Origin of the sequence: Hyphomonas atlantica corrig., assembly GCF_000682715.1 — a bacterium.
Lineage (GTDB): Bacteria > Pseudomonadota > Alphaproteobacteria > Caulobacterales > Hyphomonadaceae > Hyphomonas > Hyphomonas atlantica.
The window spans coordinates 1-13,504 of record NZ_AWFH01000008.1; the positions used below are offsets into that span (position 1 = coordinate 1).

Genomic DNA, 13,504 nt, shown 5'->3' on the forward strand with positions numbered 1-13,504 from the left:
AGACACTGATCGTCGTGCTCGGCGTGTTCCTTGGCCTGCAGGTCAACAACTGGAATGAGGCGCGGAAGGATCGTCTTGAGGCCGAGACCTCGCGTGAGCGACTGATTGCGGATCTCAATGCTGATCTGGATGCCTTTGCGGTTCGTCGGCAATGGTACGCGGAGGTCCAGGAAGCCGCTCTGCGCGTGGATAATGCGCTGCGGTCCGATCCGCCCGAAACGATTGATGAAACGTGGGGATTTGTCCTGGACAGCTGGATTGCCGGCGGCGAATGGCCGTTCGAGCCGTCGGCGCAGATTTACAGGGAACTTCAGAATTCTGGTGATCTCGACCTCATTGCCAGCGGATCGATGCAGCGCCGACTGCGCGACTATTATGAAGACTCGGTCAACGAGATTGAAACGCTGACGATATTCCAGTCGGGGTATCGCGACCTGTCGCGCCAATTGATCGAAGGCCGCGTCGGTATGGTCATTGGTGACTGTCTCTCCTCGGCAGCCAGCCCCGAACCCAGCCAACCAGGTGCAAATCCGGATTCATTCTACGAAAACTGTCCGCCGCCAGAAGATTTTTCTCTCGTTTCGCACTCAGCCGAAAATCTGCGGGAGTCCGAGGCGCTTCGATTGCAGCTGAATTTCCAGCTGAGCAAACTTGCGTGGCTGCCGTCGTTTCTTGATTACCTTGATCGACAAGCCGCGTCGCTGGTGTCTGATCTGGAGGCAACGCGATGATCCTTCGGCACCGATCCGAACGGATGCTGACCCGACATTGCCCGATATCGCTACTGACTCTCGTCAACATATGACTAAAGTACGAAAAAATGATTCCGCGCACTGCCCGCGCCCCGACACCAAGGAGTGACCATGCCCACGAGACATTCGCTTTTCGCCCTTTCTGCACTGCTGGGCGCAAGCTGCCTGACGCCCGTCGCTGTCGCGCAGGAGCGCACCGAAGACGAATTGAAAGCGCGCGAGATCTACGCCAAGGTCGTCTCGATCCGATCTGCCCGTGGGCAGGAAAATGTACCGGAAGTCTTCGAATACCTGATGAGCGAACTGTCTGCCGCCGGGTTTACCGACGAAGACATGAAGATCACGGACTACGAAAACAATGGCGAGGCTACACAGGGCCTAATGGTCTGGTACCGGGCCGAAGACCCTGTGAAGGCACCCATCGTTCTGCTCGCCCATGCGGATGTGGTCGATGCGCTGGCCGAGGATTGGGTTCGGGCGCCGTATGAACTGATTGAGGAAGACGGCTATTTCTTCGGGCGCGGAACCGCTGACAACAAGTATGGTGTGACCAATCTGGTCCAGACCTTCATTCGCCTGAAAAACGAAGGCTGGAAGCCGAACCGTGACATTGTCATGGTGCTGTCCGGTGATGAAGAGACCGGTATGGTCTCAACCCGCGGTCAGGCCCAATATGTCCATGAGCATATCAAGCCGGAATTCGTGTTGAACGCCGATGCAGGCGGTCTGGCGCTCGGACCAAATGGCCAGCCGCTTTATTACGGTGTGCAGGGCGCTGAAAAGACCTACGCAACCTGGGAACTGACCGTGACCAATCCAGGAGGTCACTCATCTACTCCGCGCACGGATAATGCAATCTACGAGCTCTCCGAGGCGATCCTGAAAATTCGGGACCACACATTCCCGGTCATGTCGAGCGAACTGACACGCGCGTCGCTCCGCATCGGCGGGCGCCAGCGGCTCGACAAACTCGGTCAGGCGATGCGGGACTTTGCCGATGACCCGTCCAATGAAGACGCGATCGCGGTACTGCGCGCCAATCCGGCAACCGTCGGCACCATCGGTACCACTTGCGTGGCGACCATGCTGCGCGGTGGACATGCCGAAAACGCACTGCCGCAATCCGCCACCGTCACCGTCAACTGCCGCATCTTCCCGGGGGTCGGCATTGAGGCGACCGAGGCCACACTGAAAGACGTCATCGACAATGAAGGCGTGAAGTTCGAATTGATCTCCGACCTTGTTGAAAGCCCGGAATCCATCCTGCGCGAAGACGTGACCAACGCAATCAAGGCCTCGCTCGCAGAGCGCGGTGTCGAGGTGCCGATCCTGCCGCACATGTCATCGGGCGGTACGGATGGCATGCATTATCGCAATCTCGGCTATGACACGGTCGGCATTTCAGCGGCGGCCGCCAAGCAGAACGATACGTTCGCTCATGGCCTGAATGAACGCCTTCCCGTCGCGAGCTTCTATGACGGGCTCGACCATTGGTCCATTATCCTGAAAGACCTTGCCGGGTCGGAGGACTAAATCCACGAAAGACCGGGGCCCCATCGGTCGAATTTTTATATGGGTCGCTGCTGGCTGCGGGAAGCGTAACTTCCCGCAGCTGCATATGCTCCAGGCGCTCATGCAACATTACCCAAACTTCACCCATCACGAAGGCGTGAGGCCCTTTGCCCTCGCGCTTGGCGCGCCTACATCAACTGTGTCGAAGAGACCCTGTTCGCTGTGGTGCACCGTCCCCCCCCCAGCCCACAGCGAACTGCCCGTCATGTCAGCCCACAGTGCCCCCTTACTGATGACATGACGGGCTCCCTTCTTTGCTTGCTTTCGCGGTGGTCTCTAGTAGACCGCCGCGCATGCTTACGATTTCCAATCTCGACTTCCAGATCGAAGCCCGGCCGCTGTTCGAGTCCGCCACGGCGCAGATTTCGGCTGGCTGGAAGGTCGGCCTTGTCGGACGCAACGGCACCGGCAAATCCACCCTGCTGCGTCTGATCCGCGAAGACGTCGAGAACCCGCGCGCAGACAGCGCCATCCGCCTGAATTCCGGCGCCCGGCTCGGCTGGGTCGCGCAGGAGGTCGCCGCGACGGATGACACCATTCTGGACGTTGTCCTCGCCGCAGACACGGAACGCCACGCGCTGATGCTGGAATCCGAAACCGCGACGGATCCTGACCGGATCGGCGAAATCCATGAACGCCTTCTGGACATCGACGCCTGGACGGCCGAGTCCCGCGCCGCCGAAGTGCTCAACGGGCTCGGTTTCACCACCGAAGACCTCGGCCGCGCGACAAAGGAGTTCTCGGGCGGCTGGCGCATGCGGGCCGCCATTGCCGGCGTCCTGTTCTCCCAGCCGGATTTCCTGCTGCTGGACGAGCCGACCAACTATCTGGACCTTGAAGGCGCTGCCTGGCTGGAATCCTACATCAAGAAATATCCGTACACCGTCTTGATTGTCAGCCATGACCGGGAGCTTCTAAACCGCTGTGTGACGCACACAATGGCGCTGGAGCATCGCAAGCTTTCCATCACGCCGGGCGGCTATGATGACTGGCTGAAGCTGCGCGCCGCCAAGCTCGCCCAGCTCGAATCCCAGAAAGCCAAGCAAGACAAGGACCGCCAGCACCTACAGGCATTTGTCGACCGGTTCCGTGCCAAGGCGTCCAAGGCGCGTCAGGCCCAGTCCCGCATCAAGATGCTCGAAAAGATGCAGGACATCTCCATCCCGGTGGAAGACCGCACAACGCCGTTCCATTTCGCCCCGCCAAAGGACAAGCTCGCCCCGCCCATGCTGGAGTTGCGCAATGCCACGCTCGGCTATGGGGAGGACGCGGTCATTCTGGACAAGGTGAACCTTCGTCTGGACCCGGACGACCGGATTGCCATTGTCGGCGCGAACGGACAGGGCAAGACGACGCTGGTCAAATCCATTGGTGAGCGCCTTTCCCTTCTGGGTGGGGAGCGTGTTGTGCCAAAGGCCGTGCGGATCGGCTATTTCTCTCAAGACCAGCTGGACGAACTCTCCGAAGGCGATAGCGTGCTGCTGCACGTTCAGCGCATCATGCCGCCCGGCACGACCCCGGCAAAAGTGCGCGCCGCCGCTGCCGCAATGGGCTTCAGCCATGAGAAGGTCGAAACCAATGTCGAGAAACTGTCCGGCGGCGAAAAAGTGCGCCTCCTGCTCGGTCTGATGTCGTCGGCCGCGCCGCACATCCTCATCCTGGACGAGCCGACCTCTCACCTCGATATCGATAGCCGCGAGGCGCTGATCTATGCGCTGAACGAATTTCCCGGCGCCGTCTTGCTGATCACGCACGATGTCTACCTTGCCGAGGCCACCGCCGACCGGCTCTGGCTGGTCAATAATGGCCGCGCCGCACCCTATGACGGAGACCTCGCCGACTATCGCGCCCTCGTCATGAAGGCGGACCGCGACGACACCAAGGGCGCGAAGGCGGCCAAGCCTGCCAAGTCCGCCACGCCGAAAGAGATCTCTCCGGAAGAGAAAAAGCGTCTCAGCGCCCTGAAGAAAACCGCCCGTGACGCTGAAGAGCGCCTCGACAAGGCGAATACCGCCATTGCGAAGATCGACGCCAAACTGGCAAACGGCACACCTCCCGCTGACGAACTCGAGAAGCTGCTGAAAGACCGCGCCAGGCATGCCGAAACCGCCGAAGCGGCCGAAATCGAATGGATGGAGGCCGCTGAAGCGCTTGAAACGGCAAATGCATCCAGCGCGGCCTCCTGAGCACCCGACCTGCAGCAACTGCGCCAGCACCGAGACTGCTCAGCAATTGAAATAGACCGTCTTCTGAATATTTTTATTTGATAACGGACCGTCTTTTACTTGCCTCCGGCGTTAACCAACATTAACCTGCTGTCATGGTGGCGGTGGGGCCACTGGCGAGCGCGCAGGCGCTCTTTCGTCTTGGAGACACACAATGAATATCAAGGGACTACTTCTGTCAGCAGCGCTGGCCGCTTTCGCGACTCCGGCCTTGGCGCAATTGAACGTGTACGAAGATTATACGGTCAGCGATTCCGTTTGGTCGATCTCGACAATCAAGGTCGATTCAAACATGGGGGACTATTATCTCGAAGGCATCAAATCGACATGGGTCGAATCCAATGAAGTGGCCAAATCCCTCGGCCACATCGAAGACTACACAATCCTGGTCAGTGCCATGCCGGACAGCGGACATTTCAACATTCTCCTTGGCGTAAAATATGCGAGCATGGCCGACTTGGGGCCTTCGCGGGAAAAATATGATGCGTTCATGACGGCTTGGGGCGAAGCCAATGCGGACATGTCACGCGAAACGGCAAAGACATATCCCGAGCTCCGCAAAATTACGGGCCAATACCTGATGCACGAGCTCACCATGCTGGACTCCAGCAGCGAGTGACCCCTGATCTGAGGCCCGCTTGCCCATCGGCCGTCGGGCCTCACCTGTCACAAAACCCGCCCCTGTCTCGTCCTGTCTCTGAACCATGCAGGAGACAGTTCCATGATCCGTTCTTTTCTGAATGCTCAGATCCGTAAATTCGGGCGGCGCTTCAATTATGACACCAGCTACATGCATGAAATCTGCGCTGTTTCGCCCGGCGCGGTCTACGGCCTGCTGAAGCTGCCGGAATTCTATCGTTATCGCGGCCCGGCGCTTGGCCAGCCGGTGTGGACCGGCGCATTGCTGGCCTCGACGCTGGATGGCGATTGCGGGCCGTGCGCTCAGCTGGTCATCGACATGGCGCTGGCCGCGGGTGCGGACCGGGAGACCCTGCGCCTGTGCGCCGAAGGCCAGGCCGACAAGGCCGGGGCGATGGGGCTCGGATTCCGCTTTGCGGAGGCCGCTATCAAGGCCGACCCGATGGCTGACAAATTCCGCAGCGAGATCGCTAGGGAATTTGGCGAGAAATGCGCCCTGTCCTGCGCCTTCGCCGCCGCGTCGGGCCGCATCTATCCGGTGCTGAAACGCGGCATGGGCCACGGACAAGCCTGCCAGAGGCTGGACTTTGGCGATACGATTGTGACACTCGCCGCATGAGCGCCGAAACCGCCATCTTCGAGGCTGAACGCCCCGGCCTGACCGCCCTGTGCTATCGCATGCTGGGCGAGCGGGCCGGCGCGGAAGACGCCGTACAGGACACGTGGCTGCGCTGGCAGCGGACAGACCGTACGCGCATCGAGAACCCCCGTGCCTGGTTGCGTCGCACCGCCGCCCGCATCGCCATCGACGCGCTGCGCTCTGCCCGCGCCCGCCGCGAGACATATCCCGGCCCGTGGTTGCCAGAGCCTATCGTGGAATCGCCCAGCCTGACCGTGGAGGATCGCTTCGCCCTGGCGCAGGAATGTGAACTCGCCCTGCTCTGGGCAATGGAGCGCCTGTCGGAAACAGAGCGCGCCGCCTTCATCCTGCGCGAAGCCTTCGATGCGGGCTATGACGAAATCGCCGCCGCAACGGGAAAGTCTGAGGCTGCCTGTCGTCAATTGGTCAGCCGCGCCCACAAGCGCCTGCAGGAAACCGGCCCGCGCTTTGACGCTGCCCCGTCTGAAGTGGCGGATTTGCTCCAGCGTTTCATGGCCGCCGCCGCTGCACAGGACCACGCTGCCGTGCTGAACCTGCTGTCACCGGATGCCACCGCCTATACAGATGGCGGACGCAAGGCCCGCGCGGCGCTGCGCCCGCTGCATGGCCCGGCGGATATTGTTCAGGTGTTGATGGGTGTAATGATGAAATCAATGCGCGACGGCGAAGACTGGACCATGGAGCCCGCCCTCGCCAATGGCGCCCCCGCCCTGATCCGCAGGCTGAAGGGAAAGGTCGATCTCGTCCTCACCCTCGCCCCGGATTCTTCCGGCCGCATCGCCTGGCTCTACGCCATGCGCAACCCGGACAAGTTGCCGAATCCGTCGCGTGACTGACAAACGCCTGTAAGTTGATTTTTCGTCCCCTCCAGCGCATAATTCCTTGCGGGAGGGACGATCATGAATCTAACAAAGCTGCGCTATCACGGGTTTTTCAAGAACAATCCCGAAACCACCCGGCGGACGATTGATCGGTTGCGAGAGCTGAAGCTCTGGATGGCCCGGCCCGAGGCGGACGGCGGCGGCGGCGTCCCGCCCAAGGACACCGACGCCACCCTGCTGCTCGCCACATGGAACATAAGAGATTTCGGCAAGAATAAGGGCTATGGCGACCGCACGCTGGAACCGCTGCATTACATGGCCCAGATCATTTCAGGCTTCGATCTCGTCGCCCTTCAGGAAATCACAGACGATCTCAGCCTGTTTAAAGACCTTATGGACATACTGGGCAGAAACTGGGAATTCATTGCCACGGATGTCACCGGGAACCAGGAACGTATGGTGTTCGTATACGACACGCGCAAGGTTCACTTCCGATCAATCGTCGGCGAAATCACGCTGTTGGAAGATGAACTCATCCGTACCCGTCAATCGGTGCCCCTGCCGGCGGACGCCATTCTTCGAAAGAAAGATGGCACGATCATCGCGCTGCCGGATGATGTTGAGCTGGAATTGCCGGAAGGCGCGAAGGAACTGAACGGAAAGCAATTCAACCGCACGCCCTTCATGGTATCCTTCCAGGCAGGCTGGTTCAAATTCAATCTCTGTACCGTGCACATGTATTACGGATCCGGCAAGGAAGGACTGGAACGCCGCAGGCAAGAGATCGAAAAAGTGGCGCAAGTGTTCCAGAAACGGGCGGAGAAAGAGCGCCGCAAGGCCAAGGAGGCCGCCGCGGAGCGCCACGAAACGCTCGATGAATCCGCGCTGGAAACCTATTTCGTGCTCGGCGATTTCAACATTCTCAAGCCCAGCCAGCGCACCGGCGAGAGCGAAACCCTGAACGCGCTGCTCGACAATGGTTTCGGCATGCACCCAAAACTTCGGGAAGCACCAACCAACATGTTCCAGACAGAATATTATGACCAGATCGCCGTGCTGGAAGACCATGGCCAAGTGAAGATGGATGAGGCAAAGGCCGGTGCGCTCGATTTTTTCCAAGTCGTCTACCGCGCTTCCGAAGAAGACGTCGCCATCCGCAACATGGATGCTGACGAGGATTTTCCTGCGGCAGCGGAGTCGGACTTCCTGGCCTATTTCGACCAGATGGGCGAAACCGACCTGCGCGACACACACGACCGGAAACGCACCTTCAAGGAAAATGTGAAGGTTGTGGCGGGCGACCCCCGAACACCGGCGCAACAGCGCGAATGGTACGCCACAAACTGGCGCACCTATCACATGTCAGACCATATTCCGCTCTGGATGGCGCTGAAGATCGATTTCAGCGAGGACTATCTGCACCGCATTGAGGACAAGCTTCCGCCTAATTGATGCCCAGCGCCGACACGTCCACGCCCTGCGCGGCGAGGCCACCGATGACGTTTTCCTGTGTGCGCTCCAGATTGTGATGGCGGGCGCTGTCGCGCAGGGCCATCAGGTCTTCCGCGCTCAGCCAGTCGCCCGCGCGGATCAGGGCCTCAGGTGCGTGCAAACAGGATATGTCCGACAGCGGATCACAGGCATAGAGCACAAGATCCGCCGCGCAGCCTTCGCGCGCGCAGCCATCCAGCCCCTCACGCTCCAGCACCCGCGCGGGCGCATCCGTCGCCGCCTTCAGGGCCTCAAACGGGGACAGCCCCGCCTCCACCATCAGCTCCAATTCCTCGACCAGGGACAGGCCCGGCACATTGGTGAAGATCCCCGCATCGCTGCCCGCGACCAGCGTGACGCCCGCTTCGTGCAGCCATCTGGTCATGCGCAGGTGAAACGCATCCCGTTCCGCCGTCGGCCCGGCCGGCGCGCCCGACCAGTATTCGTACATGTCGGTTTCCGTGGCTTGCACCAGAGGATTCAATAAGTCCGTCTCCGGACGGGTCAGCGCCGCGCCCTGCGTGTCTGCCACGCGCCAGAGATTGTGAAACGCCAGCAGCGTCGGCGTGACCGGCACACTGGCCTCGGCGATCTGTACGGCCAGCGCCCGCGCCGCTACCTCATCCTCCCGGTCGCTCAACCCGTGCCAGACAATCGACTCCACATGCTCGATCGTCTCGAAGCCATCATCAAGGATTTCACTGAAGGCGATGTCGAATGGCGCTTCGAACGGCACGCCCGGTCCGCGCACCCCCTCGGGCGTGTGCCCGGTGATGATGAAGCCGCGCGCGTCCGCCTCTTCGCGCACCGCGCCATAGGCCTCGCGGGTGAGATTGGAATACACTTTCAGGCGCGTGAAGCCCTGCTCGGCCTGCCATGCGATGGCGGCGCGCGCATCGTCTGCCGTCTCTACAAATTGATGGTTCACCTGCGCATTCGGCCCGGCGCTGTTCAGGATCGGCCCGGTGGTGACAAGGTGCGGCCCCATTACGGCGCCTGCCTCGATCTGCTCGGCCAGTGTCAGGTGAAACGGCAGGCCTGACATGTTGCGCACCCGCGTCACGCCCCAGGAGAGATACGCGCCAAGCTCCGCCTCATCCCAGACATGAACATGCATGTCGGTCAGGCCGGGGATCATGGTCAGCCCGCTGGCGTCCTGTTCCACTGTCGCGGTCAGGCCCGTCCGCGTCTCCGCAACGGCCAGAACCCCGCCATCGCCAATCAGGACGAAGGCATTGTCGCGCACCTCAGGGGCCTCGCCTGAAAAATCGATCACGCGAACATTGGAAACCAGCAGGTCACCTTGCAGGGGCTGCGTCTCCGGCCCCGGCGAGGCACACGCCGCAACCAGTGCGCAGAGCGCCGCACCGCCCCATATCCCGAATTGCCGCATATACATCTCCCTGACCGGCTACGAGTCGATCAGACTATAACCGCGCAGGAAACTGGAACCAGCCCGACAATGGAAAGAGGTGTCTGAGCCAGCGGCGCTAGCTCAGCGCGCGCCAGCCGATGTCGCGGCGGCAGAAGCCTTCAGGCCAGTCAATCTGCTCGACGCCGGCATAGGCGCGGTCGACGGCCTCTTTCAGCGTTTCGCCACTGGCCGTGACGTTCAACACACGCCCACCATTGGCCACCAGCGCGCCACCCTCATCAATATCGGTGCCCGCATGGAACACGGTGACGCCCGGCAATTCATTGGCCGGTTTCACGCCGCGAATGATGGAGCCCTTGGCATAGCTGCCCGGATAGCCTTCCGTGGCCAGAACAATCGTTGCTGTCGGCTCGAACCCGTCCAGCTCCAGCAGCGCTTCGAAGGCCTCTTCATTGCCCTCCAGGCCGCCCGTCGCCGCGCCCAGAATGGCCGGCACGATGTCGCCCTTCAGGCCTTTCATCAGGACCTGGCATTCAGGGTCTCCGAACCGCGCATTGAACTCCACAACCTTCGGCCCGGACTCAGTCACCATGATGCCGACATAGAGCACGCCCTGATACGGCATGCCGTCCGCCTTCATGCCCTTCAGCATGGGCTGCACGATCTCTGCCTTCACGCGGGCAAGAATATCATCGGTCACCACAGGCGCCGGGGCGTAGGCGCCCATGCCGCCCGTATTCGGCCCGGTATCGCCATCGCCCGCGCGCTTGTGGTCCTGCGCCGCGGGCAGGTAAACTGCGCCGGCGCCATCGGTGATCACGAAGATGCTGGCTTCCTCGCCATGCATGAATTCCTCGATCACCAGCGTCGCGGAGGCATCGCCAAACTTGCCGGACAGCATCTCGTCGATCTCGGCGTCGGCCTGCTCCAGCGTCTCGGCAATCACCACGCCCTTGCCCGCGGCCAGGCCATCGGCCTTCAGCACATAGGGCGCTTCCAGTGTGCGCAGATAGGATTTCGCCAGCACCGGATCGGTGAACTCACCATAGGCCGCGGTCGGCACGCCATATTGCACCATACGCGCCTTGGAGAACGCCTTGGAGCTTTCCAGCTGCGCCGCCTGCTGGCTGGGCCCGAACACGTCAAAGCCCCGCGCCCGCAAGATGTCTGCAAGCCCCTCGGCCAGTGGCGCTTCCGGTCCGATGACCACAAGGTCCGGCTCCACCTGCAGCGTCAGCTGCACCAGCTTGTCGATATCGGTGACTGCCACATCGAAACAGGGGCCGATCTCGTCCATGCCGGGATTGCCCGGTGTCGAGTGAACCATGTCCACCAGTGGCGATTGCGCCATTTTCCACGCCAGGGCGTGTTCACGCCCGCCCGATCCGATCAGAAGAATGTTCATGGCCGCGCTCATTGCGCGGGTTGGCCCCCGGAATCAAGCCCTCAGCGGCGCAGACCGCTCACACTGCCCGCCACCGCCGGCTTTGCTGGCAGAGCCAGATGGGGAAAGTGGCAACCCTATCCTCATCCATTTCGTGCACTCACCCTAAAAAATACAAATATTTACAAGGAATTGATACCAGCCCACCTGGTGCTCTCCCGCTGCCAATCCGGCAGGGGTGGGCGCCTGTCAGGGTCAGGGCCATGCAAGCGCGTTCTGACTCCTCCCTGTTTGGCCTGATCGAGTTCTGGTGGTCCGTGGCCAGCTATCTCGCTTCATCGGCCCACACCGGGCTCGGCCTCTGGCCGGTTCCGGCCAAGCCCTTCCTGCCCCGCGCAGAGCATGAGCGCCTTGGCGGCCTCGTCACCTTCCTTGAAGCCATCCTGCGCCGCCTGCTCTATCTCGAAGCCTAGGATCTGGGGGCCCTTCCAACATGCTCGCTCAACGGGCTCATCGCGGTGCCGACGCGCTCCCAACCACACCAAGACGCCCCGCCCGGCAAAGCCCTTGGGTCACAGCCGCGCTTCAGGCTGATGGAATCGACGCCGCGCAAGGCGGCCAATCCCCCACCGAAACAGTTCCGCACCGGGCCGCGCATACGCTTCCTGGACGAGCCCGCACCGGTTGACCTTCGGGATTATCCCGCGCTGCCGACTGACATTTTGCCCAGCGGAATTCTCATCCGTCGACTGCGGGCGATTAACCATGCACTGGACCATCCGGGCCAATATATAACCCGGATGCGTCGTCTGATCGGTGCGGCTGCGCCCGTCTTGCGCACGGCCTGCCCGCCTGTGTTCAGGTCGCGCAGACTGAAGCATCTACAACAGGAAAGCGCCCGTGATCTGCACGCTGTTGCGATGATGGCGCACGCTCCGGACACGTCCTGAACCCGCCTGAAATCCATCCTTTCCGCGCGAAGCCAACCGGCTGTCGCGCCGCCAGCGCTGGTTAACATATCCTTTCCGGGGCCGGATCATTTGGCTGGCATGGTTTTACCGAGAAGTTATCCCGATCTGCGATGGTACGGCGTGAACCTAAAAAGGCCAGGTGAGGCTATCTCAGGGGTGGGAACCATGATTATCCTGAATTTTGCGGCAGCACAGCTCAAAACGTTGCGCCGCCTGAAAGACGAAACCGAAGGCAATGTCGCGATCATTTTCGCACTGTTGACCATTCCGCTTTTCCTGCTGATGGGATTTGCGATTGACCTTCAACAGGTCAACACCGCGAAGAACCGTGTGCAGTACATTCTGGACAGCGCGGTGATCGCCGGCGCGCGGGAAATGCAGGAGGGCAAGTCAGACACTCAGATCAAGGCCTACATCCTGAACTATTTCGAATCCGCGATGAAAGCCCAGGGCATGGCGACAGATTGCGCTGACCCCGTCTCCACCATTGCCAGCGAATCTCAGGACATTTCCGTTACGGTGCGCTGTGACCAGCCGACCTCGATCATGCAGATCACCGGCACGAAAGAGCTGACCTTTGGCGTCACATCCGCATCGACCTATGGTATCGGCAAGGTCGATATCGCCTTTGTGTTCGACGTCTCCGGCTCCATGGGCGGCAGCAAGATGACGGCTCTGAAAGATGCCGCGGAAACGGCAGTTGATGTGCTTATCCCCGTCAAGGATGATGGCACAACCGGCGAAGTTCGCATCGGCATGGCGTCCTATTCCTCAATGGTGGATGCAGGCAGCGACTATTTCCTCAAGGCCACAGGCAAGACACCTATCCGTATCTATACGGAAACTTATACAACTCGCGAGTTCGTCGGCTACGAATATGTCTGCACACGGGAGCGGCGCGATGGCAGTTGCCGCAGATGGGGCTACGAAGCCATCTATGCTGATGTTGAAAAAACAGCCACGAAGACCGTCAACAATACTTGCGTAAAAGAGCGGATTGGAGACGACGCCTTCACGGATGCTGATCCCGGCCCGTATGCCTGGATCGAAGCGGCCGAGGCCTACATCCAGCGCGACCGTGACGGCGACCCATACACTGACTATTACGGAAACCCGTACTGGACGGTGGAAAGCTGCAACCCGATCGGCCCTCAACCGATGACGGCCAATCGCGACAAGCTGTATGACTATATCGATGACCTGAATGCGAGCGGCGGCACAGCCGGTCACCTCGGCATCGCCTGGGGCTGGTATCTGATCGCGCCGGATTGGGATACGGTCTGGCCGGCTGGCTCTGATCCCTACCCTTACGACGAACCGGACTCCGCCAAGGCCATGATCATCATGACGGATGGTGAGTTCAACCAGGAGTACAACACCTCTGAAGGCGACTCCTTCGACCAGTCCAAGAAGATGTGCGACGGCATCAAGGAACAGGGCATCAAGGTCTATACCGTGGCCTTCAGCGCCCCGCGGGCTGGCCGCGAGATCCTGGCCTATTGCGCCTCCGGGGAGGAGTTCACCTTCACCCCTGACAGCTCCGAAGAGCTGAAGGAAGCCTACACGAAGATCGCCCAGTCGATCTCCGACCTGCGCATCCGCTACTAATCCGG

12 protein-coding genes are annotated in these 13,504 nt (G+C 60.8%); 10 read left to right on the plus strand and 2 right to left on the minus strand.

The genetic code is table 11. The features are described from left to right. From HY36_RS18510 to HY36_RS06350, 7 genes are all read left to right on the plus strand, one after another. Positions 1-731 (plus strand): hypothetical protein (locus tag HY36_RS18510; protein ID WP_035550077.1); only part of this gene is annotated, 731 nt, incomplete at its 5' end. A gap of 132 nt (positions 732-863) precedes the next feature. Continuing rightward, the gene (locus HY36_RS06325; RefSeq protein ID WP_035550080.1) at positions 864-2,285 is read left to right on the plus strand and encodes a M20/M25/M40 family metallo-hydrolase; all 1,422 of its coding nucleotides are present in this window, start codon (positions 864-866) and stop codon (positions 2,283-2,285) included. 332 nt (positions 2,286-2,617) lie between these two features. Further along, a complete protein-coding gene (locus tag HY36_RS06330) occupies positions 2,618-4,510 on the plus strand; it encodes an ABC-F family ATP-binding cassette domain-containing protein (protein ID WP_035550082.1) in 1,893 nt (630 codons plus the stop codon). Between the two features lie 193 nt (positions 4,511-4,703). After that, complete coding sequence (locus tag HY36_RS06335) at positions 4,704-5,168, plus strand: hypothetical protein (RefSeq protein WP_035550085.1); 465 nt, start codon at positions 4,704-4,706, stop codon at positions 5,166-5,168. A 102-nt stretch (positions 5,169-5,270) separates the two neighbouring features. Beyond that, a complete protein-coding gene (locus HY36_RS06340) occupies positions 5,271-5,807 on the plus strand; it encodes a hypothetical protein (protein WP_035550088.1) in 537 nt (178 codons plus the stop codon). After that, positions 5,804-6,685, plus strand: a complete 882-nt coding sequence (gene sigJ, locus HY36_RS06345) for an RNA polymerase sigma factor SigJ (protein ID WP_035550092.1) — start codon at positions 5,804-5,806, stop codon at positions 6,683-6,685. Before HY36_RS06340 ends, sigJ begins: the two co-directional genes overlap by 4 nt. Before the next feature lie 63 nt (positions 6,686-6,748). Next, positions 6,749-8,122: an endonuclease/exonuclease/phosphatase family protein gene (locus tag HY36_RS06350; RefSeq protein ID WP_035550095.1), complete on the plus strand. Its 1,374-nt coding sequence runs from the start codon at positions 6,749-6,751 to the stop codon at positions 8,120-8,122. Here the strand turns inward: HY36_RS06350 and HY36_RS06355 are convergent. Then, positions 8,115-9,554 carry an amidohydrolase family protein gene (locus HY36_RS06355; RefSeq protein WP_035550098.1) on the minus strand — a complete coding sequence of 480 codons (1,440 nt, stop codon included), beginning with the start codon at positions 9,552-9,554 and terminating at the stop codon, positions 8,115-8,117. The two genes, HY36_RS06350 and HY36_RS06355, sit on opposite strands and share 8 nt — an antisense overlap. 97 nt (positions 9,555-9,651) lie before the next feature. Further along, a complete protein-coding gene (purD, locus tag HY36_RS06360; protein ID WP_035550176.1) occupies positions 9,652-10,941 on the minus strand; it encodes a phosphoribosylamine--glycine ligase in 1,290 nt (429 codons plus the stop codon). Between the two features lie 242 nt (positions 10,942-11,183). On the opposite strand from purD, the gene HY36_RS06365 reads away from it, so the two are divergent. The 3 genes from HY36_RS06365 to HY36_RS06375 all read left to right on the plus strand — a co-directional run bounded on the left by HY36_RS06365 (position 11,184) and on the right by HY36_RS06375 (position 13,499). Then, positions 11,184-11,393: a hypothetical protein gene (locus HY36_RS06365; protein ID WP_035550101.1), complete on the plus strand. Its 210-nt coding sequence runs from the start codon at positions 11,184-11,186 to the stop codon at positions 11,391-11,393. Between the two features lie 120 nt (positions 11,394-11,513). After that, complete coding sequence (locus HY36_RS06370) at positions 11,514-11,870, plus strand: hypothetical protein (protein ID WP_035550104.1); 357 nt, start codon at positions 11,514-11,516, stop codon at positions 11,868-11,870. Positions 11,871-12,056: 186 nt separating this feature from the next. After that, the gene (locus tag HY36_RS06375) at positions 12,057-13,499 is read left to right on the plus strand and encodes a pilus assembly protein (RefSeq protein ID WP_035550106.1); all 1,443 of its coding nucleotides are present in this window, start codon (positions 12,057-12,059) and stop codon (positions 13,497-13,499) included. Positions 13,500-13,504: the final 5 nt, after the last annotated feature.